The sequence below is a fragment of the Acidovorax sp. FG42 genome (genome assembly GCF_057809195.1).
The window spans coordinates 123,467-147,364 of the sequence record NZ_JBMDJM010000010.1; the positions used below are offsets into that span (position 1 = coordinate 123,467).

Annotated in this window: 18 protein-coding genes and 1 riboswitch; of the genes, 17 read left to right on the forward strand and 1 reads right to left on the reverse strand. The window is 66.0% G+C overall.

Annotated elements, in window-relative coordinates; genetic code table 11:
* The 13 genes from ftsL to ftsZ all read left to right on the forward strand — a co-directional run bounded on the left by ftsL (position 1) and on the right by ftsZ (position 16,562).
* Positions 1-330, forward strand: a complete 330-nt coding sequence (gene ftsL, locus ACODSM_RS12555) for a cell division protein FtsL (RefSeq protein WP_488805478.1) — start codon at positions 1-3, stop codon at positions 328-330.
* A complete protein-coding gene (locus ACODSM_RS12560) occupies positions 327-2,072 on the forward strand; it encodes a peptidoglycan D,D-transpeptidase FtsI family protein (RefSeq protein ID WP_015012549.1) in 1,746 nt (581 codons plus the stop codon). Before ftsL ends, ACODSM_RS12560 begins: the two co-directional genes overlap by 4 nt.
* Positions 2,072-3,586: a UDP-N-acetylmuramoyl-L-alanyl-D-glutamate--2,6-diaminopimelate ligase gene (locus ACODSM_RS12565; protein ID WP_488805479.1), complete on the forward strand. Its 1,515-nt coding sequence runs from the start codon at positions 2,072-2,074 to the stop codon at positions 3,584-3,586. The genes ACODSM_RS12560 and ACODSM_RS12565 overlap by 1 nt, the downstream gene beginning before the upstream one ends.
* A complete protein-coding gene (locus ACODSM_RS12570; RefSeq protein ID WP_488805480.1) occupies positions 3,577-5,043 on the forward strand; it encodes a UDP-N-acetylmuramoyl-tripeptide--D-alanyl-D-alanine ligase in 1,467 nt (488 codons plus the stop codon). The genes ACODSM_RS12565 and ACODSM_RS12570 overlap by 10 nt, the downstream gene beginning before the upstream one ends.
* 39 nt (positions 5,044-5,082) lie before the next feature.
* The gene (gene mraY, locus ACODSM_RS12575; RefSeq protein ID WP_015012552.1) at positions 5,083-6,261 is read left to right on the forward strand and encodes a phospho-N-acetylmuramoyl-pentapeptide-transferase; all 1,179 of its coding nucleotides are present in this window, start codon (positions 5,083-5,085) and stop codon (positions 6,259-6,261) included.
* Positions 6,258-8,207: a UDP-N-acetylmuramoyl-L-alanine--D-glutamate ligase gene (gene murD, locus ACODSM_RS12580; protein WP_488805481.1), complete on the forward strand. Its 1,950-nt coding sequence runs from the start codon at positions 6,258-6,260 to the stop codon at positions 8,205-8,207. The genes mraY and murD overlap by 4 nt, the downstream gene beginning before the upstream one ends.
* Positions 8,204-9,472, forward strand: coding sequence for a putative lipid II flippase FtsW (gene ftsW, locus ACODSM_RS12585; protein ID WP_488805482.1), 1,269 nt, complete (start codon positions 8,204-8,206; stop codon positions 9,470-9,472). Before murD ends, ftsW begins: the two co-directional genes overlap by 4 nt.
* A 79-nt stretch (positions 9,473-9,551) precedes the next feature.
* Positions 9,552-10,613 carry an undecaprenyldiphospho-muramoylpentapeptide beta-N-acetylglucosaminyltransferase gene (gene murG / locus ACODSM_RS12590; RefSeq protein WP_488805483.1) on the forward strand — a complete coding sequence of 354 codons (1,062 nt, stop codon included), beginning with the start codon at positions 9,552-9,554 and terminating at the stop codon, positions 10,611-10,613.
* Positions 10,610-12,043, forward strand: coding sequence for a UDP-N-acetylmuramate--L-alanine ligase (murC, locus tag ACODSM_RS12595; RefSeq protein ID WP_488805484.1), 1,434 nt, complete (start codon positions 10,610-10,612; stop codon positions 12,041-12,043). The genes murG and murC overlap by 4 nt, the downstream gene beginning before the upstream one ends.
* A complete protein-coding gene (locus ACODSM_RS12600; protein WP_488805485.1) occupies positions 12,040-13,029 on the forward strand; it encodes a D-alanine--D-alanine ligase in 990 nt (329 codons plus the stop codon). The genes murC and ACODSM_RS12600 overlap by 4 nt, the downstream gene beginning before the upstream one ends.
* Entirely contained in the window at positions 13,029-13,832 is an 804-nt protein-coding gene (locus ACODSM_RS12605; RefSeq protein WP_015012558.1) for a cell division protein FtsQ/DivIB, read from the forward strand. The genes ACODSM_RS12600 and ACODSM_RS12605 overlap by 1 nt, the downstream gene beginning before the upstream one ends.
* A gap of 107 nt (positions 13,833-13,939) precedes the next feature.
* Positions 13,940-15,169: a cell division protein FtsA gene (gene ftsA / locus ACODSM_RS12610; protein ID WP_015012559.1), complete on the forward strand. Its 1,230-nt coding sequence runs from the start codon at positions 13,940-13,942 to the stop codon at positions 15,167-15,169.
* 151 nt (positions 15,170-15,320) lie between these two features.
* Entirely contained in the window at positions 15,321-16,562 is a 1,242-nt protein-coding gene (gene ftsZ, locus ACODSM_RS12615; RefSeq protein WP_209816169.1) for a cell division protein FtsZ, read from the forward strand.
* Positions 16,563-16,704: 142 nt separating this feature from the next.
* Here the strand turns inward: ftsZ and ACODSM_RS12620 are convergent, their stop codons facing one another.
* Positions 16,705-18,492, reverse strand: a complete 1,788-nt coding sequence (locus ACODSM_RS12620; protein WP_488805486.1) for a methyl-accepting chemotaxis protein — start codon at positions 18,490-18,492, stop codon at positions 16,705-16,707.
* 194 nt (positions 18,493-18,686) lie between these two features.
* On the opposite strand from ACODSM_RS12620, the gene lpxC reads away from it, so the two are divergent.
* The 4 genes from lpxC (at position 18,687) to ACODSM_RS12640 (ending at position 23,849) form a co-directional block, all read left to right on the forward strand.
* Positions 18,687-19,610, forward strand: coding sequence for a UDP-3-O-acyl-N-acetylglucosamine deacetylase (gene lpxC / locus ACODSM_RS12625; protein ID WP_015012562.1), 924 nt, complete (start codon positions 18,687-18,689; stop codon positions 19,608-19,610).
* 12 nt (positions 19,611-19,622) lie between these two features.
* Complete coding sequence (locus ACODSM_RS12630; RefSeq protein WP_015012563.1) at positions 19,623-19,799, forward strand: hypothetical protein; 177 nt, start codon at positions 19,623-19,625, stop codon at positions 19,797-19,799.
* Between the two features lie 55 nt (positions 19,800-19,854).
* Positions 19,855-19,977: riboswitch (TPP riboswitch) on the forward strand.
* Between the two features lie 148 nt (positions 19,978-20,125).
* The gene (gene thiC, locus ACODSM_RS12635; RefSeq protein WP_488805506.1) at positions 20,126-22,003 is read left to right on the forward strand and encodes a phosphomethylpyrimidine synthase ThiC; all 1,878 of its coding nucleotides are present in this window, start codon (positions 20,126-20,128) and stop codon (positions 22,001-22,003) included.
* Between the two features lie 196 nt (positions 22,004-22,199).
* Entirely contained in the window at positions 22,200-23,849 is a 1,650-nt protein-coding gene (locus tag ACODSM_RS12640) for a methyl-accepting chemotaxis protein (protein WP_488805487.1), read from the forward strand.
* Positions 23,850-23,898 lie beyond the last annotated feature (49 nt).

Consider the following 23,898-nt stretch of genomic DNA (forward strand, 5'->3'; position numbering starts at 1 on the left):
ATGACGCGGCTGAACGTGGTCCTTTTGCTGGCGGTGCTCGCCAGCGCGATCTACCTGGTGCACACCCAGTACGAATCGCGCCGCCTGTTCACCGAGCTGGACCGCGCGGTGGCCGAGGCACGTCGTCTGGAGACGGAGCACCAGCGCCTGCAGGTGGAAAAGCGCGCCCAGGCCACGTCGCTGCGGGTGGAAAGGATCGCGCGTGCGCAGCTGAACATGCGCACCGCCACGCCAGCCATCACGCAGTACGTGTCTGACCCACAGGGTGTCGCAACTGCCAATGCAGCAGCGGCAGCCGCCGCTTCGCAACCTGCGGGGGCGCAGCCATGAGCCGCAGCGTGCTCTACACATCCAGCCCCTTGCTGGCCAGCAAGACGCCGGTCTGGCGCAGCAAGTTCATTGTGGCGGTGATTGCGCTGGGTTTTCTGGGGCTTGCCGGGCGGGCGGCCTATGTGCAGGTGTTTGGCAATGCGTTCTTCCAGCGGCAAGGTGAGGTGCGGTTTGCGCGCACGCTGGAGCTGCCTGCCAACCGCGGCAAGATCGTGGACCGCAACGGTCTGATCCTCGCTTCCAGCGTGCCGGCTGCGAGCATCTGGGCCATTCCTGAAGACGTGGACCAGGACAAGCCCGAGGTCCGCGCCAAGCTCAAGCAGCTGGCCAAGCTGCTGGACATGCCGCAGGCCGATCTGCTGAAGAAGCTGGCGGACGAGGACAAGACCTTTGTCTGGATCAAGCGCCAGCTCGACTGGGATGTGGGCCAGCAGATTGCAGCCCTGGACATCAAGGGCATCTACCAGCGCAAGGAGTACAAGCGCCAATACCCCGAGGGCGAAGCCGCCGCGCACGTGGTGGGCTTCACCAACGTGGAAGACCATGGCCAGGAAGGTATGGAGCTGGCGTTCGACAAGGAACTGGCGGGCAAGCCCGGTTCGCGCCGCGTGATCAAGGACCGCCTGGGTCGCGTGGTGGAAAGCGTGGGCGAAACCGTGCCCCCGGTCGACGGCAAGGACATGCAGCTGTCCATCGACAGCAAGGTGCAGTTCTTTGCGTACCAGAAGCTGCGCGACCAGGTGGCCGCGCACAAGGCCAAGGCGGGCAGCGTGGTGGTGCTCGATGCCCACACGGGCGAACTGCTGGCACTGGCCAACTACCCCAGCTACGTGCCCGACAAGCGCCAGAACCTCACCGGCGAGCAGCTGCGCAACCGCGCGCTCACCGACGTGTTCGAGCCCGGTTCCACCATGAAGCCGTTCACCATCGGCCTCGCGCTGGAGACAGGCCGCGTGCGCCCCGAGACCATCGTGGACACCAACCCCGGGCGCATCACCATCACCGGCTCCACGATCTCGGACACGCACAACTACGGCGTGCTTACCGTGGAAGGCGTGATCCAGAAGTCCAGCAACGTGGGCACCACCAAGCTGGCCATGCAGATGCCCGCGCGCGAGATGTGGGAGACCTTCTCGGCGGCCGGTTTTGGCCAGAAGCCGCAACTGCACTTCCCGGGTGTGGTGACGGGTCGCCTGCGCCCTTACAAGAGCTGGCGCCCGGTGGAGCAGGCCACCATGTCCTACGGCTACGGTCTGTCGGCCAGCCTGTTCCAGATGGCACGCTCGTACACCGTGTTTGCCAACGGTGGCCGGGTCATTCCCGCCACCATGCTCAAGACCAGCGAGCCCGCCGTGGGCGTGCCCGTGTTTTCCGAACGCACGGCCGACCAGGTGCGCAAGATGCTGCAGATGGCCGCAGGCCCCGGCGGCACGGGCCAGAAGGCGCAGACCGTGGGCTACTCGGTGGGCGGCAAGTCGGGCACGGCGCGCAAGCAGGTGGGCAAGAACTACGCCTCGGGCAAGTACCGCGCGTGGTTCACCGGCATGGCGCCCATCGACAAGCCCCGCATCATCGTGGCCGTGATGATCGACGAGCCCAGCAACGGCGTGTTCTACGGCGGCGCTGTGGCCGCGCCCGTGTTCAGCGAGGTGGTACAGCAAACCCTGCGCATGATGGGCGTGCAGCCCGACATGGCGGTCAAGCCGCAGATCGTGGCCAATGCGGTGGAGGAGTCGCTGTGATGCAAGCCCCGCTCCATACCCTGCAGACCGCTGGCGACGCGGTGCAATGGCTGCGCACGCGCGTCACCGGCACCCTGCACACCGACAGCCGCCAGATCACGCCCGGCGACGGCTTCATTGCCTGGCCTGGTGCCGCCACCGATGGCCGCGCGCATGTGGCCGATGCCATGGTGCGCGGCGCCACGGCCTGTCTGGTCGAACAGGCGGGGGTCGAGGCTTTTGCTTTCGAGGGCGACCACATGGCCGCGCTGCCAGGCCTCAAGGCCGCCACAGGGCCCATCGCCGCTGAATGGTTTGCACAACCCACGCAGCAGCTGAAGGTGCTGGCCGTGACCGGAACCAACGGCAAGACCAGCACGGCCTGGTGGCTGGCGGGTGCGCTGAATGTGCTATCGAATGAGGAGCGCTCGGGGCGAGATCAATGTGCGCTGGTGGGCACTTTGGGAATGGGAGTGCCTCCCGCGCTGGCCTCCACCGGCATGACCACGCCCGACCCGGTGCGGTTGCATCGCGCGTTTGCCCAGTTTGTGGCGCAGGGCCTCGGTGCCTGCGCCATCGAGGCCTCGTCGATTGGACTGGCCGAGGCTCGGCTCGATGGCACGCAGATCCACACCTCCATCTTCACCAACTTCACGCAGGACCACCTGGACTACCACGGCAGCATGGCCGACTACTGGCTGGCCAAGCGCGCTCTCTTCGACTGGCCCGGTCTGCAGGCCGCCATCGTCAATGTGGACGACCCCGCAGGCTCCCAGCTGCATGGAGAGCTGAAAGGCAGTGCGCTGGATCTGTGGAGCGTCTCGGCCCAGGCACCTGCGCGGCTGACGGCACAAGACATCGCCCTGGGTGATCAGGGCCTGCGCTTCACGGTGGTGGAGGGCAATGACCGTCATCTGCTGCAAACCCGTGTGATCGGCCAGTACAACGTGCTCAACTTGCTGGGCGTGCTGGCCACGCTGCGCAGCCTGGGCGTACCGCTGGACCGTGCCGTGCGCGCCTGCGCCAGTCTGCAGCCCGTGCCGGGCCGCATGCAGCGGCTGGTGTCTGCAGGACAACCCCTGGTGGCGGTGGACTACGCCCACACCCCCGATGCTTTGGACAAGGCCCTGCAAGCCCTTCGCCCCATAGCTGCTGAGCGTGGCGGGCGGCTGTGGTGCGTGTTCGGCTGCGGCGGCGATCGCGACGCGGGCAAGCGCCCGCTGATGGGCGCCGTGGCCCAGCAGCAGGCCGACCAGGTGGTGGTGACCAGCGACAACCCCCGCAGCGAAGACCCAGCCGCCATCCTGCACCAGATCCTGCAGGGCACGATTGCCGGTGGCACGGTGCGCGCCGAGCCCGACCGTGCGGCCGCCATCGCCCAAGCCATTGCCGAAGCTGCGCCCGCCGATGTGGTGCTGATTGCCGGCAAGGGCCACGAAGACACCCAGGAGACGGCAGGCGTGCGTGTGCCGTTCTCCGACATGGCCCACGCGCAGGCTGCGCTGCAGGCCCGAGGAGCCCACACATGGGCATGAACAGTTTTGAACCCGTCATGACACTGCAGCAAGCATGGGTGCTGCTGCAGCCAAGTATTCCCACCGCCCGTCTGGTGGGCGATGGCGCCACCCCGCTGGCGCGTGTGCACACCGACACGCGCACGCTGCAGCCGGGCGATTTGTTTGTGGCCCTCAAGGGCGAGCGTTTTGATGCCAATGCCTTTTTGGCCGATGCCCGTGCAGGCGGCGCTGCCGCCGCTATTGCGCACGGTGGCCTGGAAGCCGCGGGCTTGTCCGGCATCGAAGTGCCCAACAGCCTGGCTGCGCTGGGCGCACTGGCCACCGGCTGGCGCGCGCAATTCCACCTGCCGCTGATCGGTGTGACGGGCAGCAACGGCAAGACCACGGTGACGCAGATGATTGCGTCCATCCTGCGTGCCTGGCAGGGCGAGGCTGCGTTTGCCACGCAGGGTAATTTCAACAACGACATCGGTGTGCCGCTGATGCTGATGCGCCTGCGCGCCAGCCACCGCGCCGCCGTGATCGAGATGGGCATGAACCACCCTGGCGAGATCGCCACGCTGGCTGCGATGGCCCAGCCCACGGTGGCCTTGGTCAACAACGCCCAGCGCGAGCATCTGGAATTCATGCACACCCTAGAGGCCGTGGCCCGCGAGAACGGTTCGGTGTTTGCCAGCCTGCCGGCCGATGGTGTGGCCGTATTCCCGGCAGGGGATGCGTACACGAGCCTGTGGCAATCGCTTGCCATGGAGCGGCCCGGCCGCCGCACGGTGACATTTGGCGATGGCGGCGACGTCCGCTGCGCGCAGGCCACCTGGGAGCGCGGCGCCTGGGCGGTCACCCTGGCCACGCCACGCGGCGCGATCACCACCCGTCTGCACATCGCAGGCCGCCACAACGTGACGAACGCACTGGCGGCCACGGCGTGCACGCTGGCAGCCGGCGCACCGGTGGCTGCCATTGCCCAGGGGCTGCGCGACTTCACGCCGGTCAAGGGCCGCTCGCGCGCGTTCAGCGTGTCCGTTGCAGGCCGCGACATCACGGTGGTCGACGACACCTACAACGCCAACCCTGATTCCATGCACGCTGCCATCCAGGTGCTGGCTGAATTGCCGGGCCCGCAACTGCTGGTGATGGGCGACATGGGCGAGGTGGGCGACCAGGGCCCGCAGTTCCATGCCGAGGCGGGCGCACTGGCCCGTGAGGCGGGCATCCCCACGATGTTTGTTCTGGGTGCGCAGTCGGTGCACGCCGCATCGGCCTATGGCGATGGGGCCCGGCATTTCAACGAGATGGTCGCCCTGCAGGATGCCGTGCGCAACGCCCTGCCCACGGTGGGCAGTGTGCTGGTCAAGGGATCGCGATTCATGAAGATGGAACAGGTGGTCGAGGCGATCAGCGCCGCCGCACTGCCCGCAGAACAACAACAAAAGCCGATCAACCCACGGGAGGGACACCATGGCGCAACGCATTGATATTGCCCGCACGGTGCCAGCCTGCGCCGGAGGTGCCACATGCTGCTGATGCTGTCGCAATGGCTGCAGGGCTTGTCGCCCGAGTTCGGCTTTTTCCGGGTGTTCCAGTACCTCACGTTCCGTGCGGTGATGGCTGCCATGACGGCGCTGCTCATCGGGCTGGTGGCCGGCCCCAAGGTGATTCGCATCCTCACCTCGCTCAAGATCGGCCAGCCCATTCGGGGCTATGCGATGCAGTCGCACCTGTCCAAGAGCGGCACGCCCACCATGGGCGGTGTGCTGATCCTGTTGTCGATCGCCATTTCCACCCTGCTGTGGTTTGACCTGTCCAACCGCTTTGTGTGGATCGTGCTCATCGTCACGCTCGGCTTTGGCGCCATCGGCTGGGTGGACGACTGGCGCAAGGTGGTCAACAAAGACCCCGAGGGCATGCGCTCGCGCGAGAAGTATTTCTGGCAGTCGGTGATCGGCCTCATGGCCGCGCTGTACCTGGTGTTCAGCATTTCCGAAAGCTCCAACGCCAAGGTGTGGGAGCTGTTTGTGGGCTGGGTGCAGTCGGGCTTCTCGCTGGACCTGCCGCCCAAGGCGGGCCTGCAGTTGCCGTTCTTCAAAGAGGTGAGCTACCCGCTGGGCGTGCTGGGTTTCGTGATCCTCACCTACCTGGTCATCGTGGGTTCGAGCAATGCGGTGAACCTGACCGATGGTCTTGACGGCCTGGCCATCATGCCCGTGGTGATGGTGGGCTCGGCACTGGGCGTGTTTGCCTACGTCACCGGTAGCTCGGTGTACTCCAAGTACCTGTTCTTTCCGCACATTCCGGGGTCGGGCGAACTGCTGATCTTCTGCGCAGCCATGGCGGGCGCAGGTTTGGCGTTTTTGTGGTTCAACGCGCACCCTGCCCAGGTCTTCATGGGTGATGTGGGCGCGCTGGCGCTGGGCGGTGCCCTGGGCACCATCGCCATCATCGTGCGCCAGGAAATCGTGCTCGCCATCATGGGCGGCATCTTTGTGGTCGAGGCGCTGTCGGTGATGCTGCAGGTCACCTGGTTCAAGTTCACCAAGAAGCGCTATGGCGAAGGCCGCCGCCTGCTCAAGATGGCGCCGCTGCACCACCACTTTGAGAAGAGCGGCTGGAAGGAAACGCAGGTGGTCGTGCGCTTCTGGATCATCACCATGCTGCTGTGCCTGATTGGGCTGTCCACGCTGAAACTGCGATGAACCCGAACGATCCTCTTGTCCCTGACCCCCTCGGTACACCCGAGGCCATGCCCCCGTTGGCAGGGGCCGGGGTGGGTGCGGACGGCACTCCCGAAGGCGATCCTGGCATGCAGGCCCCTTTGCCTGCAGAGCCCGTAGCTCCTGAGGCGAATCCGGAGCAGGATGTTGCTGCGACAGGTAGCGAGGCCACAGACGCTTCGCCCGCAGCCAAAAGCACCAGTACCGCCTGGAACCCCGAGGCCGTGCCGGCCGTCTCCGCCGCGAAGGCCGCGGCGGACTTTGTGGCGCAGATCTTTGCCGAGGTGACCGCCCCCGAGCCGGGCGCTGCGGACAGCGCGGACGTTGCCGAGACCGCTGCGGCCGACGAGTCCACCACGCCGGATGTGCCTGCGGGCCCGGCGCGCGAGGGCGTTGCAACCCTGCTGCAAGACCAGCACATCCTGATCCTGGGCCTGGGCGCCTCGGGCATGGCGATGGCACGCTGGTGTGTGCGCTGCGGTGCACAGGTCACCGTGGCCGACACGCGCGCTGCCCCGCCACAACTGCCTGCGCTGCAGCAGGAGCTACCCCAGGTGCGTTTTGTGTCGGGCGCATTCGATGCCAGCCTGGTGCAGGGGCAGAGCCTGCACGCGGTCTATCGTTCGCCAGGGTTGAGCCCCGAGGCAGTGGCTCCTGTTTTGGAAGCGGCTCGCGCAAACAGCATCAGCACTGGCGGTGAGTTGAGCCTGTATGCCACGGCCCTGGCCGCGCTGCGTGCATCGCATGCATATGCCCCGGCCGTGCTCGCCATCACCGGCACCAACGGCAAGACCACCGTGACCTCGCTCACCGGCCAGCTGGTGGAGCGCTCGGGCAAACGTGTGGCCGTGGCCGGCAACATCGGTCCTACCCTGCTCGACACACTGGCAGAACACCTGGATGCAGACACCTTGCCCGATGTGTGGGTGCTGGAGCTGTCGAGTTTTCAGCTGGATGGCGTCAGTGGGGGTGAAGGGGGCTTCGAACCCACAGCCGCCACGGTGCTCAACATCACGCAGGATCACCTGGACTGGCACGGCAGCATCGAGGCCTACGCTGCGGCCAAGGCACGCATCTTTGGCCAGACGGGCTTGATGATCCTGAACCGCGAAGACCCTGCGGTGATGGGCATGCTACCGCCGCCCGTCAAGGTCAAGCTGCAAAAGCCGCAGGTGCGCGCACACATCACTTTTGGTGGCGACATGCCCCGGCGTCCGGGCGATTTCGGCATTGAGGTGGTCAGCGGCATGCCCTGGCTGGTGCGTGCCATGGATGCAGACGAAACCCGCAAGCGTGGTCGCAACGAGGTCGAAGAGGACCTGCATATCCAGCGGCTCATGCCAGCGGATGCGCTGCGCATCCGGGGGCGCCACAACGCCACCAATGCCTTGGCGGCGCTGGCGCTGGCCACGGCAGCGGGCTGCCCGCTGGCGCCCATGCTGTACGGCCTGCGCGAGTACCGGGGCGAGCCGCACCGCGTGGAACCCGTGGCCATCATCCATGGCGTGGAATATTTTGACGACAGCAAGGGCACCAACGTAGGCGCCACGGCGGCAGCGCTGGTGGGGTTGGGCACGGAGCGGCGTCTGGTGGTCATTCTGGGCGGAGAAGGCAAGGGGCAGGACTTTGCGCCCCTGGCGGCCCCCGTCGCGCGCTATGCACGTGCGGTGGTGCTGATCGGCCGCGACGCACCGCTGATCCGCGCTGCGCTCCAGGACGCCGGCGTGCCGCTGCTCGATGCGGGCACCTTGCCAGAGGCTGTCGCACTGGCAGCGCAGCGCGCCCATTCTGGTGATGCGGTGCTGATGTCGCCCGCCTGCGCCAGCTTCGACATGTTCAAGGACTACGAGCACCGCGCCCACGTCTTTTGCGAGACCGTGCGGGCGATGGCCGACGATGCGGGCCAATCGGCGGAGGGCATGCAATGACAGCACCCGCCAGCACCTTGCTCCAACGCGTGACCGGCTGGTTCGGTCGCCTGCCCGGCAAGGCGGCCGACGTGTTGCCCGTGCGTGTGGGCGGCACCGAGTACCGCCAGTCGTCCAGCACGCCCGCGAGTGTGCTGGGCTTTGACCAAGCCCTGCTCTGGGTGGTGGTGGCGCTGCTGGCCTGGGGACTGGTGATGGTCTATTCGGCGTCGATTGCCATGCCGGACAACCCGCGCTTTGCCAACTACGCGTCCACCCATTTCCTGACCCGCCACATGATGTATCTGGTGGTGGGCTTTGTGGCGGCGCTGCTGGCGTTCCAGGTGCCCATGGCGCTGTGGGAGCGCGTGGCACCCTGGTTGTTCATTGTGGCCCTGCTCATGCTGGTGGCGGTGCTGATTCCTGGCGTGGGCAAGGTGGTCAACGGCGCGCGCCGTTGGCTGTCCATCGGGCCGGTGGGCTTCCAGCCGTCCGAGGTGGCCAAGTTTGCGGTGCTGATCTATGCCGCCGACTACATGGTGCGCAAGATGGAGGTGAAGGAGCGCTTCTTCCGCGCCGTGCTGCCCATGGGCGCTGCGGTGGCCATCGTCGGCGTGCTGCTGCTGGCCGAGCCCGATATGGGCGCCTTCATGGTGGTGGCCGTGATTGCCATGGGCATCCTGTTCCTCGGCGGTGTGAATGCCCGCATGTTCTTCCTGATTGCTGGCGTGCTGGTCGGTGCCTTTGCGTTGATGATCGCCAGCTCCCCTTGGCGCCGCGAGCGCGTGTTTGCCTACCTCGACCCTTTCAGCGAACAGCATGCGCTGGGCAAGGGCTACCAGCTGTCACACTCGCTGATCGCCATCGGGCGGGGCGAGGTGTTTGGCGTGGGGCTGGGCGGCAGCGTGGAGAAGCTGCACTGGCTGCCTGAGGCGCACACCGACTTCCTGATGGCAGTGATCGGCGAAGAGTTTGGTCTCGTGGGTGTGGTGGCGCTCATCATCCTGTTCCTGTGGATGACCCGCCGCATCATGCACATCGGCCGGCAGGCCATTGCGCTGGACCGGGTGTTCTCCGGCCTCGTCGCACAGGGCGTGGCGATCTGGATCGGCTTCCAGGCCTTCATCAACATGGGCGTGAACCTGGGCGCACTGCCGACCAAGGGGCTCACGCTGCCGCTGATGAGTTTTGGCGGGTCAGCGATTCTGATGAATCTGGTGGCGCTGGCAGTGGTGCTGCGTGTGGACTATGAAAACAAACTTCTCATGCGCGGAGGCCGCGTATGAGGAGTTTGTTTCACCAAAACCAGCTGCAGCAGCGTGCAACGCTGCCGAATGCGCAGCATTCGATGAAAAGGGGGCGGGTATGACGCAGAAGACCGCCCTCATCATGGCCGGCGGCACCGGTGGCCACATCTTCCCCGGCCTGGCCGTGGCCGAAGAGTTGCGCACGCGTGGCTGGCGCGTGCACTGGCTGGGCGCGCCCGGCAGCATGGAGTCGCGCATCGTGCCGCAGCACGGCTTTGCGCTGGAACTCATCGATTTCTCGGGCGTGCGCGGCAAGGGGCTCGTCACGCTGGCCCTGCTGCCGCTGCGCTTGCTGCGCGCGTTCTGGCAGGCGCTGCAGGTCGTGCGCCGTGTGAAGCCCGATGTGGTGGTGGGCCTGGGCGGCTACATTACCTTTCCGGGCGGGATGATGGGCGTGCTCGCGGGCAAGCCCCTGGTGCTCCACGAGCAGAACTCGGTGGCGGGCATGGCGAACAAGGTGCTGGCCGGTGTGGCCGACCGGGTGTTCACCGCTTTTCCTAACGTGTTTAAAAAGGGCCAGTGGGTGGGCAACCCGCTGCGAACCGCCTTCACGCAGCAGCCCGGCCCGGCCGAACGGTTTGCGGGCCGCAGCGGCCCGCTGCGCCTGCTTGTGGTGGGTGGCAGCCTCGGCGCACGTGCGCTCAACGAGATCGTGCCCCAGGCCATTGCGCTGATGCCTGCCGACCAGCGCCCCACCGTAGTCCACCAAAGCGGTGCGGCGCAGATCGATGCGCTGCGCGCCAACTATGCCGCCGCGGGTGTCGAGGCAGAGCTGACGCCTTTCATCGACGACACCGCCAGCGCGTTCGCAGCGGCCGACATCATCGTCTGCCGCGCGGGTGCGAGCACCGTCACCGAGATCGCGGCCGTGGGCGCTGCGTCCATCTTTGTGCCCTTCCCGTCGGCCGTGGACGACCACCAGACCACCAACGCGCAGTTCCTGGTGAATGCGGGCGGCGGCTGGCTGGTGCAGCAGCGCGACCTAACGCCACAAGGGCTGTCTGAAATGCTATTGAAATTGGAGCGGTCCACGCTTGTGGATGTAGCGCTCAAGGCCAAAAACATGCAAAAAATCAACGCCACCCGCGAAGTGGTGACTGCCTGCGAGGAGTTGGCATGAAACACGCGATTCGCCACATCCACTTCGTCGGCCTGGGCGGCGCCGGCATGAGCGGCATTGCTGAAGTGCTGTTCAACCTGGGCTACCGCATCTCGGGCTCGGACCTGGCCGACAGCGCCACGCTGCGCCGCCTGGCCGACCTGGGCATCAAAACCTGCCTCGGCCACGCGGCCGCGCACATCGATGGTGCCGACGCCGTGGTCACGTCCACAGCGGTCACTTCGGACAACCCCGAAGTGCTGGCCGCACGCGAAAAGAAGATCCCCGTGGTGCCGCGCGCGCTGATGCTGGCCGAGCTGATGCGCCTCAAGCAAGGCATTGCCATAGCCGGCACACACGGCAAGACCACCACCACCAGCCTTGTGACCAGCGTTCTGGCCGAGGCGGGGCTGGATCCCACCTTTGTGATCGGCGGCAAGCTCAACAGCGCGGGCGCCAATGCCAAACTGGGCAGCGGCGACTACATCGTGGTCGAGGCCGATGAGTCCGATGCGTCGTTCCTGAACCTGCTGCCCGTGATGGCGGTGGTGACCAACATCGATGCCGACCACATGGAGACCTACGGGCACGACTTCGGCCGGCTCAAGGGCGCGTTTGTGGACTTTCTGCACCGCATGCCGTTCTATGGCACGGCCATCCTGTGTGTGGACAGCCCCGCCGTGCGCGACATCCTGCAAAGCGTGACCTGCCCTATCACCAGCTACGGCTTCTCGGAAGACGCCCAGGTGCGTGCCATCAACGTGCGCGCCGAGGCGGGCCAGATGCGCTTCACGGTGCAGCGGCGCAACGGCGTCACGCTGCCCGACATGGAAGTCGTGCTCAACCTCGCGGGGGAGCACAACGTGCTCAACGCGCTGTCGGCCATTGCCGTGGCGGTGGAACTGAACATCCCCGACGACGCCGTGCAGCGCGCGCTGGCGGGTTTCAAGGGTGTGGGCCGGCGCTTCCAGCGCTATGGCGACCTGCCCGCGAAGGACGGCGGCACCTTCACCGTCATCGACGACTACGGCCACCACCCGGTGGAAATGGCTGCCACGCTGGCAGCCGCACGTGGCGCGTTTCCCGGGCGGCGCCTGGTGCTGGCCTTCCAGCCGCACCGCTACACGCGTACGCGCGATTGCTTCGAAGACTTCGTCAAGGTGATCGGCCATGCCGACGCGGTACTGCTCACCGAGGTGTACGCCGCAGGCGAGGCGCCGGTCGTGGCTGCCGATGGCCGCTCGCTGGCCCGTGCCTTGCGTGTGGCGGGGCGCGTGGAGCCTGTGTTTGTGGACAACGTGGCCGATCTGCCCCAAGCCATTGCCGACAACGCACGTGCAGGCGACGTGGTGATGTGCATGGGCGCCGGTTCCATCGGTGCCGTGCCCGGCAAGGTGGTTGAGATGCTACAAAATAATGAGCTGAAAGCGCACGAAGGGAGCGCAGTATGACCCTTCCTGAATCCCCTATCGATGTTAAATCGCTGGGCAAGGTCGCCGTCCTGATGGGCGGGGACTCGGCCGAGCGCGAGGTGTCGCTGATGTCGGGCAGCGGCGTGCTGCAGGCGCTGCGCTCGCGGGGCGTGGATGCCCATGCGTTTGACCCCGCACAGAACGCACTGGGTGACCTGAAGCGCGACGGCTATGCGCGCTGCTTCATCGCACTGCATGGTCGTCATGGCGAAGACGGCACGGTGCAGGGCGCGCTGGAGCTGCTGCGCATTCCGTACACCGGCCCTGGCGTGATGGCGTCGGCGATTGCCATGGACAAGGTCATGACCAAGCGGGTGTGGCTGGCCGAGGGCCTGCCCACGCCGCGCTATGTGTGGCTGGCCCCTGACCGTCAACAGCGTGAAGTAGTGCGCACCGTGCCCGACGAGCTGGGTCTGCCGCTGATCGTGAAGCCGCCGCGCGAAGGTTCGTCCATCGGCGTGACCAAGGTGCGCGGCTACTCGGACATGCAGGAGGCCGTGCAGCTTTCGGCCCAGTACGACCCCGACGTGCTGTGCGAAGAATTCATCGAGGGCGAAGAAGTGACCTGCCCCGTGCTGGGCCAGGGCGCCAGCGCCCGCGCACTGCCGGTGATCCGCATCGTGGCGCCTGATGGTGCCTACGACTACCAGAACAAGTACTTCACCGACGACGTGAAGTACCAGTGCCCGAGCGGCCTGCCTGAGGCCGAAGAGCGCGAGATCCAGCGCATCGTGCTGGAGGCCTATCGCACCCTGGGCTGCCGGGGCTGGGGCCGCGCCGACCTGATGATCCGTGCGAGTGACCGCAAGCCCTTCCTGCTGGAGATGAACACGTCCCCCGGCATGACAGGCCATTCGCTCGTGCCCATGTCGGCCCGGGCCTCAGGCATCAGCTACGAAGAGCTGTGCCTGCGCATCCTTGCGGATGCGGCACTGGACACGCCCGCAAAGCCAAAGGCTGCCTGATGAATCAGACGCTGCCCGCACCCCTGGACGTCAAGCTCATGAACCTGACCGCGTCGGTCCTGTTCGTGGGCTGCGCCATGGCCGTGCTGGCGGCGGGCGCGTGGTGGGTGCTGCGCTACCCCGGCTTTGCCATTGCACGCATCGTGGTGCAGGGCGAACTGGTGCACAACAACGCGGTGACGCTGCGGGCCAACGTGGCGCCGCACCTGGTGGGCAACTTCTTCACGGTGGACCTGCGCGCGGCGCGCGAGGCCTTTGAGCAGGTGCCCTGGGTTCGCCGCGCGCAGGTGCGGCGGGTCTACCCCGGCAGCCTGCGTGTGGAGCTGCAGGAGCACGACGCCGTGGCGTATTGGGGCCCGGACACCGGCTCGGCGCTGGTCAACAGCCAGGGCGAGGTCTTCGAGGCGAATGTGGGCGATGTGGAGCAGGAAGGCCTGCCGCGCCTGCAGGGGCCAGCGGGCACCTCGGCCGAGGTGCTGCAGATGTACGGGCTGCTGGAGCCGGTGTTCCAACCGCTTGGGCTGGATGTGGAAGAGCTGGAGCTGACAGGGCGGGGCGGCTGGCGCGCCACCCTCGACAGCGAGGCTGTGGTGGAGCTAGGCGGCGGCACGCCGCAGGAAGTGGTGCAGCGCACGCAGCGGTTTGTGCGCACCCTCACCCAGGTGGCCGCGCAGTACGGCCGTCGCGTGGATGCGCTGGAGTCGGCAGACCTGCGCCACGCCGGGGGCTACGCGCTGCGCCTGCGGGGCGTGACCACGGTGAGTGCAGACGCAACCGGCGCCACGGCCGTGCGCAAGAGGTGATGGCATGAGGAACAACAGGACTGGACGCAGCATGCTGCAGGCCCCGAGAGGGCGGTGCGAGGGCTTGGTGGGACAGCGGGACAGAACCGAGAAGGGCAGAGACTGATATGGCAAGAGAATACAAAGACGTCGTCGTGGGGCTGGACATTGGCACCGCCAAGGTCATGGCCGTGGTGGCCGAGGTTCTGCCCAATGGCGAGCTGAAGCTCGCAGGCTTGGGCGTGGCCCCGAGCAATGGTCTCAAGCGGGGCGTGGTGGTCAACATCGATGCCACGGTGCAGAGCATCCAGCAGGCCTTGAAAGAGGCCGAGCTGATGGCCGACTGCAAGATCCAGCGCGTCTACACCGGCATCACCGGCAGCCACATTCGCGGCCTCAACTCCAGCGGCATGGTGGCCGTGAAGGACAAGGAAGTCACCTCGGCCGATGTGGCGCGGGTGGTGGAGACGGCCAAGGCCATCAACATCAGCAGCGACCAACGCCTGTTGCTGGTGGAGCCGCAAGAGTTTGTGATCGACGGGCAGGATGTGAAGGAGCCCATTGGCATGAGCGGCATCCGCCTAGAAGCCAAGATCCACATCGTGACGGGCGCACAGAGCGCGGCCGAGAACATCATCAAGTGCGTGCGCCGCTGCGGCCTGGAGGTTGAGCAGCTCATGCTGAACCCGCTGGCCAGCAGCCAGGCCGTGTTGACCGACGACGAGCGCGAGCTGGGTGTGGTGGTGGTGGACATCGGCGCAGGTACGACGGATGTGGCCATCTTCACGGGTGGTGCGATCCGCCACACGGCGGTGATCCCGATTGCGGGCGACCTCATCACCAGTGACATCGCCATGGCGCTGCGCACCCCCACGAAGGACGCCGAAGACATCAAGGTTGAAAGCGGCTACGCCAAGCAGCTGCTGGCCGACCCCGAGGCGCAGGTGGAAGTGCCCGGCCTGGGTGACCGTAGCCCGCGCATGCTGAGCAAGCAGGCGCTGGCTGGTGTGATCGAGCCCCGCGTCGAAGAAATCTTCTCGCTCGTGCAGCAGGTGGTGCGCGAGTCGGGTTACGAAGAGGTGTTGTCCTCGGGCATCGTGCTCACGGGCGGCAGCTCGGTGATGCCCGGCATGATCGAACTGGGCGAAGACATCTTCCTCAAGCCCGTGCGGCGCGGCATCCCCAAGTATTCCAGTGCGCTGGCGGACATGGTGGCCCAGCCTCGTGCCGCCACGGTGATGGGCCTTCTGGAAGAGGCCCGGCTGGCGCGCCTGCGCGGCTTCAAGGTAGCTCAGAAGAGTGGGTCCATGAAGACCGCATTCGGGCGCTTCAAAGATTTCATCGTGGGGAATTTCTGACCATGAAATATCCCCTGTGGCTGGCGCGTGGGAGCCCTCACCAGATACCGCGCGAGCGATGGCGATGTACAGGACCGCCACGCACTACAAGAAAAATGATCCCATCTCTCAATTGGCAATTGCATACGAATTTAGAACCAGGAGCTCCAAGATGACCATCGAAATGATCGAAGCCGAAGAATTCAACCAGGGCACCCAGATCAAGGTGATCGGTGTGGGCGGCGGCGGCAGCAATGCCGTCGAGCACATGATTGCCCGCAGCGTGCAGGGCGTGGAGTTTGTCAGCGCCAACACCGACGCGCAGGCGCTTACACGCAGCTCGGCCCACCGCGTCATCCAGCTGGGCAACAGCGGGCTGGGCGCAGGGGGCAAGCCCGAGAAGGCCCGCGACGCGGCCGAGGCAGCGGTGGCCGATATCCGTGAAGCCATTTCCGGCGCCCACATGCTGTTCATCACGGCGGGCATGGGCGGCGGTACGGGCACGGGCGCTGCGCCCGTGATCGCGCGCGTGGCCAAGGAGATGGGCATCCTCACCGTGGGCGTGGTCACCAAGCCTTTCGACTGGGAAGGTGGTCGCCGCATGAAGAATGCGGACGATGGCCTGGCCGAACTGGAAGCCAACGTGGACTCGCTGATCGTGGTGCTCAACGAAAAGCTGCTGGACGTGTTGGGCGACGACATCACCCAGGACGAGGCCTTTGCCCACGCCAATGACGTGCTCAAGAACGCCGTGGGCGGTATCGCTGAAATCATCAACGAATACGGCCAGGTGAACGTGGACTTTGAAGACGTGCGCACCGTGATGGGCGAGCCCGGCAAGGCCATGATGGGCACGGCCACGGCCAGCGGCCCGGACCGCGCACGCATCGCTGCCGAGCAGGCCATTGCCTGCCCGCTGCTCGAAGGCATCGACCTGTCGGGCGCCAAGGGCGTTCTGGTGCTGGTCACGGCCAGCAAGGGCAGCCTCAAGCTGTCCGAGTCGCGCCAGGCCATGAACACCATCAACGCCTACGCATCCACCGATGCGCATGTGATCTTCGGCGCCGCCTACGACGAAAGCCTGGGCGATGAGATCCGCGTAACGGTGGTGGCCACGGGCCTGTCGCGTGCCAATGCACGCCGCCAGCCCATCTCGGTGGTGCAAGGTGGTCTGCGCACGGGCACGGACAACATGGCCTACCAGATGCCCGTCGCCGGTGTGGGCACGCTGGGTGCCGCTGTGGGCGTGCCTGGCGGCCATGCGGGCAGTGCACAGGCCGACTACGGCAGCATGTCGGTGCCCAGCGTGTGGCGCACCAACCGCACGCAGGCGGCAGCCCGCGTGGATGCCCTGTCGTCCGGCGGCATGGATGACCTGGAGATCCCCGCCTTCCTGCGCAAGCAGGCGGACTGACAGCCCCGCTGATCGCACTCCGCCGCCCCTTGATGGGGGGTAAAACAAAAAGCCCTGCCAGCGCAAGCTGGCAGGGCTTTTTTACTGATGTAGCGTGCTTCAGCGCGCGTTCAGGCCTGGGTCGCCCCAGGCCTCTCAGCGATCAGAAAGACTCCCAGTCATCGTTGCTGTCTGCCGCAGGCTTGGGGCTGCTGGCCTTGGGGGGCAATGCCGCCGCTGGGGCGGGTGAAGGCGCCGCAGGGCGAGGGGCTGCCGGCGCCTTGGCCAGGGCTGGGCGGGGTGTTGCGGCGCGCACTGCAGGAGCCACGGCGGGTCGTGGCGCGGCTGCGAGCCGGCTGGCCGGTGCGGGCGCGGGCGCGGAGGTGCTGCCGTTCACACGGAAGAGCGCCACCACCTGGGTGAGCTTCATGGCTTGCTCGCGCAGGCTGTCTGCGGCGGCGGTGGATTCTTCCACCAGCGCCGAGTTTTGCTGCGTCATCTGGTCCAGCTGGTTCATGGCGGTGTTGACCTGCGCAATGCCCTGGCTCTGCTCCGACGTGGCGGCACGGATCTCGCCAATGATGTCGGTCACGCGCTGCACGCTGGCCACGATCTCCGTCATGGTGGCACCCGCATTGCCCACCAGGGCCGTGCCGGACTCCACCTTCTCGACCGACGCGCCGATCAGCGACTTGATCTCCTTGGCGGCTTCGGCGCTGCGCTGCGCCAGGCTGCGCACCTCGCCGGCCACCACGGCAAAGCCCCGGCCCTGCTCGCCGGCACGGGCAGCTTCCACGGCAGCATTGAGCGCCAGGATATTGGTCTGGAATGCGATGCCGTCGATGACACCGATGATGTCGCTGATCTTCTTGCTGCTGGCGTTGATGTCCTGCATGGTGGACACCACCTGCGACACCACCTCGCCCCCGCGCGCCGCCACTTCAGCGGCAGACGTGGCCATCTGGTTGGCGGTCTGGGCGGAGTCGGAGGTCTGCTTCACCGTGCTGGTCAGCTCCTCCATGCTGCTGGCCGTGGTCTGCAGGTTGCTGGCCGTGTCTTCGGTGCGGTGGGCCAGGTCGTTGTTGCCTTGCGCAATTTCGCTGGACGCGGTGGCGATGCTGTCGGTGGCCGAGCGCACTTCGGTCACCAGCTTGCGCAGCGAGGTCACCATGTGGGCGAGGCCGTCAAGCATGGAGCCCGGCGGGGCGGCCGGAATCTGCGCGTCCAGGTTGCCTTCGGCCACCTCGGACATGATGGCAATGGCATGGGTGGGCTCGCCGCCAATCTGGCGCAATACCGAGCGCGACACCAGCAGGCCGATCACGCCCACCGCCACAAACACCGCCAGCACCAGCGCCAGGCTCGACCACAGGGCCTGGCGCAGCATGACATCTACGTCGTCTGTGTACAGCCCGGAGCCGACCATCCAGTTCCAGCCATCCACCTTGACGATGTACTGCAGCTTGGGCACGGGCGTCTGCTGGCCGGGGCGCGCAAACATGGTGGGCACAAAGGCCTTGCCATCCTTGCTGTTGCGCATGCCGTTGACCAGCAGGCCGATGATGTCCACGCCCGAACCATCCTTGACCTTGCCGAGCATGTCCTGCCCGTCCCATTCGGTCTTGAAGGGGTGCATCACGCCCACGCCCTCCGTGGTCCAGATGTAGAAATATTCAGTCTTGCCCTCGGGGCCGCCGTAACGGGCAATGCGCAGGGCGTCCTTGGCGGCTTTCTGCGCGTCTTCCACCGACATGGCGCCGCTGGCGGCCTTGGCCTGGTAGCCGACCACGATGCTGTGGGCCGACTGGACGGCGGTGGTCAGCATGTCCTTGCGGGACTCGGTGATCAGCCGTCGCTCCTGGAGGAGGGACAGGATGGCCATGATCAGCAGCGCCGTAAGCGCTGTGCCGATCATGAGCATGACCTTCATCTTGAAACTGAGTTTGCTCATGGGAGTCTCCTGCGGGGCGGGTGTAATGAGTTCATGTCGTGTATTTTCAAGGCCCTCAGAGTGCAAATTGTGCGACCAGGCATGGGGCCTGCACAGTAGGTGAAAACGCGGCGGTAGCTCTACGTACGCGTCTCTGAAGGGCTGACAAGACCTCGGCGCATGCGGGGCGGCGGCGCAGAAACTAAAATGCGCGGATGCTCCAGCAACGCACCCTCAAGACCCTGACCCGCGCCGTAGGCGTGGGTCTGCACAGCGGCCAGCGGGTCGAGTTGACCCTGCGGCCCGCGCAGCCGGACACGGGCATCGTGTTCCGGCGGGTGGACCTGCCGCAGCCGGTGGACATTCCCATCCGTGCCGAGGCGGTGACGGACACGCGGCTGGCGTCCACCATCGCGGTGGGCAATGCCAAGGTGCACACCGTGGAGCATCTGATGTCGGCCTGTGCGGGGCTGGGCATTGACAACCTCTACGTGGACATTACGGCTGAAGAGGTCCCCATCCTCGACGGGTCTTCGGCCTCGTTCGTGTTCTTGCTTCAAAGCGCCGGGGTGGAGCTGCAAAACGCGCCCAAGCGCTTCATCCGCGTCACCCGCCCCGTGGAGGTGCGCGAGGGTGAAGGCGCCAACGCCAAGTGGGCGCGCCTCACGCCGTACCACGGCTACAAGCTCAGTTTTGAAATCGACTTCGACCATCCCGCCGTAGACTCCACCGGCCAGCGTGTGGAGTTTGACCTGGGGCAAGGCAACTACAGCCGCGACATCGCTCGCGCGCGCACCTTTGGCTTCACCCGCGATGTGGAGATGATGCGCTCCAACGGCCTAGCGTTGGGAGGCGGGCTGGACAACGCCATCGTGATGGACGACTACAAGGTGCTCAACAGCGACGGCCTGCGCTACGACGACGAGTTCGTGAAGCACAAGATCCTGGACGCCATGGGTGACCTGTACCTCATTGGCAAGCCGCTGCTGGCCGCCTACAGCGCCTTCCGCTCGGGCCATGCCATGAACAATTTGCTGCTGCGCGAGCTGCTGGCCCAGCGCGATGCCTGGGAGGTGGTCACCTTCGAGGATGAGCGCCAGGCACCCACCGGCTTTGCGCAGCCTGCGCGTGCCTGGTAGGGCCCGTTGGCCATGTTGATCTTTCGCTGGCTGGCCATGCTGCTGCTCCTGGCGGCGGCCGTGTCGTTCGCGTTTTACGCGGGCACCGGGCAGCCGCGCTACAAGCGCCTGGGGCTCGTCATTCTCAAGTGGACGGTGATTGCCGCTGTGTTCTTTTTTGCAGTGATCCTCATCGGCCGCTTGGCCTGATGTATCGGCTGATGCGCGGGCTCTGCGGGCCCGGTTTTTCCTCTGCCCTATACTCGCGCCTGCTCCGGGGTGTGCTGATGCGCTGAGATGCAAGGGCCTGAAGGAATTCAGGCGAGCTTGCGAACCCGACGAACTTGATCCGGTTCATACCGGCGGAAGAAGAGCCGACCTCCTTGTCCCCGTGCCCGCACTCCCTGTGGGCACGCCTTGCCTCAGGTGCTGCCATGCGCAGCCACCCGAGGGGCGCACAGGTCCATTCCGGAGCAGACCCACCGCCACCGGAACCAGGAGACCTGCCCATGAACGCCCCCGACCCCCACGCCACACTGGCTGCCCCTGAAAAGTTCGCCGAGCTGCTCGCACGCACCCGCGAACCCTTCCCCGCATCCCGCAAGGCCTATATCCCCGGCCATCTGCACACCGACCTGCGCGTGCCCGTGCGCGACATCGCGCTCACCAACGGCGAGCTGGTCAGCGTGTACGACACCTCCGGCCCCTACACCGATCCCAACGCCGTGATCGACGTGCGCCAGGGCTTGGCCAGCGTGCGCGGTGGCTGGATCACCGGCCGTGGCGATGTGGAGCACTACGAAGGCCGCGCCCCCGTAGCGCTGGACGACGGCCAAAAGAGCGAAGATGCCACCCGCCTCGCCCAGCTGCGCGCCGAGGCCGCCGCCTTGCAGCGCAAGCCCCTGCGCGCCAAGGCGGGTGCCAATGTCACGCAGATGCACTACGCCAAGAAGGGCATCGTCACGCCCGAGATGGAGTACGTCGCCATCCGCGAAAACGGCAAGCGCGAATGGATGGAGCAGTACATTGCCGACGCAGGCCGTGAAAAGCGCCTGATGGGCAACCCGATGGGCGCAAGCATCCCGCGCATCATCACCCCCGAATTTGTGCGCGATGAAGTGGCCCGGGGCCGCGCCATCATCCCCGCCAACATCAACCACCCCGAGGTGGAGCCGATGGCGATTGGCCGCAACTTCCTGGTCAAGATCAACGCCAACATCGGCAATTCGGCTGTCACATCGAGCATCGAGGAAGAAGTGGAAAAGCTCGTGTGGGCGATCCGCTGGGGTGCTGACAACGTGATGGACCTGAGCACCGGCAAGAACATCCACACCACACGCGACTGGATCGTGCGCAACTCGCCCGTGCCGATTGGCACGGTGCCGATCTACCAGGCGCTGGAAAAGGTGGGCGGCGTGGCCGAAGACCTGACCTGGGAAATCTTCCGCGACACGCTGATCGAGCAGGCTGAGCAGGGCGTGGACTACTTCACCATCCACGCGGGCGTGCGTCTGGCCTACATCCACCTCACGGCGCAGCGCCGCACGGGCATCGTCTCGCGCGGCGGCTCCATCATGGCCAAGTGGTGCATGGCGCACCACCGCGAGAGCTTCCTGTACGAGCACTTCGAGGACATTTGCGACATCATGAAGGCGTACGACGTGTCGTTCAGCCTGGGCGACGGCCTGCGCCCCGGCTGCGCCTCTGATGCCAATGACGAAGCGCAGTTTGCCGAGCTGCACACGCTGGGCGAGCTGACCCAGGTGGCCTGGAAGCACGACGTGCAGACCATGATCGAAGGCCCCGGCCATGTGCCCATGCACATGATCCAGGCCAACATGACCGAGCAGCTCAAGACCTGCCACGAAGCGCCGTTCTACACCCTGGGCCCGCTGACCATCGACATCGCGCCGGGCTATGACCACATCGCCAGCGCGATTGGCGCGGCCATGATCGGCTGGATGGGCACGGCCATGCTGTGCTACGTGACGCCCAAGGAGCACCTGGGCCTGCCCGACCGCGATGACGTGAAGCAAGGGATCATTGCGTACAAGATCGCGGCCCACGCGGCCGATGTGGCCAAGGGCCACCCCGGGGCCCGCTCGCGCGACGATGCTCTCAGCCAGGCGCGCTTCGACTTCCGTTGGCAAGATCAGTTCAACCTGGGCCTGGACCCGGAGACGGCCAAGGAATACCACGACGAGACCCTGCCCAAGGACTCGGCCAAGGTGGCGCATTTCTGCTCGATGTGTGGGCCCAAGTTCTGCTCGATGAAGATCACCCAGGAAGTGCGTGACTTTGCCGCGCAAAAGGGCGTGGCCGAGGCCGAAGCCCTGGCCCAGGGCATGCAGGCCAAGGCGGCCGAGTTCCAGCAGGGCGGCGGCGAGCTGTACATCCCCCTCAAGCCCGTGTGATGGCAGCGGCGCAATAAGCGCAGCTACTGGCCCCGAGGATTCCCTGAAACAGGGCCCCGGGGCCGTGCTTACCCTGTGCGGCGGACGGCCTGGCCCGGCATATAGTCCCGCCCACCCCCGGCCCAGAAGGTGGGGGGTGTGTGTGGCACCAAATTTGCTATGCTGGACTATCTGTTAAAAAATGTAAGGAAGAGCCATGAACGCTCTCGGCCGCTTCTCCATCCGCACGCGTCTCTACTTCGGAACCGTCTTCTCCCTGATCCTTCTGGTCGTCATCGGTGCCATGGGCTACGTAGCCCTGGACCGCACGCGCGGCACCCTGCAGGTGCTTTTTTCAGAGCGCGTGCAGACGCTGACCGACATGTCCGAACTGCGCACCACCCTGGGTGACCTGCGCCGGACCGAAAAAGACATCATCATCAACTTCAACAACTCGGTCGAGGTCTCTGCCCTGCGCGAGTCCTGGGCCAAGACACTGACCTCCCTGCGCAAGCGCCTGGCCGATGTGCGGCAGGTGCAGTCGGGCGATGCCGATTTTGTGGCCTCCATCGACAAATCGCTGGACGAGATCAAGCAGTACGAAACCGGCATTTCGCCCATCTTCGAGAAGATCGAAGGCGCGCAGCTCGACGGCGCCGGTGGCGGCGCCTACGCCGATCGCCTGAAGGTCCACATGGAGGCCACCGACAAGCTGTTCTCCAGCCTCGCGGACTCGGCCCGTGCGCAGATGGACGAGGCCCGTGCGGGCGTCGAATCACGCACCTCCACCATGGCCGCGCTGATCGGCGTGGGCCTGGTGCTGGCGCTGGCCGTGCTGATTCCGCTCACGTTCTTCAGCGTGCGCTCCATCACCAAATCCCTCGGGCAGGCGCAGGAGCTGGCCGAACGCATCGCCAGTGGCGACCTGTCGCGCGATGTGGCGGCCATGAACCAGGACGAAGTGGGCCAGCTGGTGGGCGCCATGGGCCGCATGCAGGACTCGTTGCGTGACCTGGTGCGCCAGGTGCAGGACGCGGCGGGCAACATCTCCACCGCCAGCTCCGAGATCGCCAGCGGCAACCACGATCTGAGCCACCGCACCGAGCAGACGGCGGCCAACCTGGAAGAGACGGCCTCGTCGATGGAAGTGCTGACCAGCACCGTGCAGCAAAGCGCCCAGGCCTCGCGCCAGGCCAGCGATTTCGCATCGACCGCCGCCGAGGTGGCTGCGCGCGGTGGCGCCGTGGTGTCGCAGGTGGTGACCACCATGGACCAGATCACCACCAGCTCGCGCAAGATTGCCGACATCACGGGCGTGATCGATTCGATTGCGTTCCAGACCAATATCCTGGCGCTCAACGCCGCTGTGGAAGCCGCCCGTGCCGGTGAGCAGGGCCGCGGCTTTGCAGTGGTGGCCAGCGAGGTGCGCAACCTCGCGCAGCGCAGCGCCGAGGCCGCCAAGGAAATCAAGGGCCTGATCGGTTCGTCGGTGGAGCGGGTCGAAGACGGCTCGCGCCTGGTGAGCCAGGCCGGCCAGACCATGACGGAGATCGTGAGCAGCGTGCGGCGTGTGTCCGACATCATTGCGGAGATCACCGCCTCGTCGGCCGAGCAGAGCGACAACATCGGCCAGATCAGCCAGTCGGTCACTCAGCTCGACCAGATGACCCAGCAGAACGCGGCGCTGGTGGAGGAATCTACCGCAGCGTCCGAGTCGCTGCGTGAGCAGGCCCACCACCTCAACAGCGCCGTCAGCCAGTTCAAGCTGCAGGATGGCGCATCGCCCTCGGCCACGTTCAACACCCCCGCTTCCGCAGCACCCGCCGTCGCCCAGGTGGCGCGCCGACCTGCGTTGCAGATCTGGTAATTTCAGGTGTTTTTGGCTGGTAGCGCTAGTGTTTCATGTGCTAGCAGCT

What these genes read in the sequence shown, in the direction of transcription:
- ftsL (WP_488805478.1), top strand. Translation starts at nt 1, where the DNA reads ATGACGCGGCTGAACGTGGTCCTTTTGCTGGCGGTGCTCGCCAGCGCG.
- ACODSM_RS12560 (WP_015012549.1), top strand. Translation starts at nt 327, where the DNA reads ATGAGCCGCAGCGTGCTCTACACATCCAGCCCCTTGCTGGCCAGCAAG.
- ACODSM_RS12565 (WP_488805479.1), top strand. Translation starts at nt 2,072, where the DNA reads ATGCAAGCCCCGCTCCATACCCTGCAGACCGCTGGCGACGCGGTGCAA.
- ACODSM_RS12570 (WP_488805480.1), top strand. Translation starts at nt 3,577, where the DNA reads ATGGGCATGAACAGTTTTGAACCCGTCATGACACTGCAGCAAGCATGG.
- mraY (WP_015012552.1), top strand. Translation starts at nt 5,083, where the DNA reads ATGCTGCTGATGCTGTCGCAATGGCTGCAGGGCTTGTCGCCCGAGTTC.
- murD (WP_488805481.1), top strand. Translation starts at nt 6,258, where the DNA reads ATGAACCCGAACGATCCTCTTGTCCCTGACCCCCTCGGTACACCCGAG.
- ftsW (WP_488805482.1), top strand. Translation starts at nt 8,204, where the DNA reads ATGACAGCACCCGCCAGCACCTTGCTCCAACGCGTGACCGGCTGGTTC.
- murG (WP_488805483.1), top strand. Translation starts at nt 9,552, where the DNA reads ATGACGCAGAAGACCGCCCTCATCATGGCCGGCGGCACCGGTGGCCAC.
- murC (WP_488805484.1), top strand. Translation starts at nt 10,610, where the DNA reads ATGAAACACGCGATTCGCCACATCCACTTCGTCGGCCTGGGCGGCGCC.
- ACODSM_RS12600 (WP_488805485.1), top strand. Translation starts at nt 12,040, where the DNA reads ATGACCCTTCCTGAATCCCCTATCGATGTTAAATCGCTGGGCAAGGTC.
- ACODSM_RS12605 (WP_015012558.1), top strand. Translation starts at nt 13,029, where the DNA reads ATGAATCAGACGCTGCCCGCACCCCTGGACGTCAAGCTCATGAACCTG.
- ftsA (WP_015012559.1), top strand. Translation starts at nt 13,940, where the DNA reads ATGGCAAGAGAATACAAAGACGTCGTCGTGGGGCTGGACATTGGCACC.
- ftsZ (WP_209816169.1), top strand. Translation starts at nt 15,321, where the DNA reads ATGACCATCGAAATGATCGAAGCCGAAGAATTCAACCAGGGCACCCAG.
- ACODSM_RS12620 (WP_488805486.1), bottom strand. Translation starts at nt 18,492, where the DNA reads ATGAGCAAACTCAGTTTCAAGATGAAGGTCATGCTCATGATCGGCACA.
- lpxC (WP_015012562.1), top strand. Translation starts at nt 18,687, where the DNA reads ATGCTCCAGCAACGCACCCTCAAGACCCTGACCCGCGCCGTAGGCGTG.
- ACODSM_RS12630 (WP_015012563.1), top strand. Translation starts at nt 19,623, where the DNA reads ATGTTGATCTTTCGCTGGCTGGCCATGCTGCTGCTCCTGGCGGCGGCC.
- ACODSM_RS12640 (WP_488805487.1), top strand. Translation starts at nt 22,200, where the DNA reads ATGAACGCTCTCGGCCGCTTCTCCATCCGCACGCGTCTCTACTTCGGA.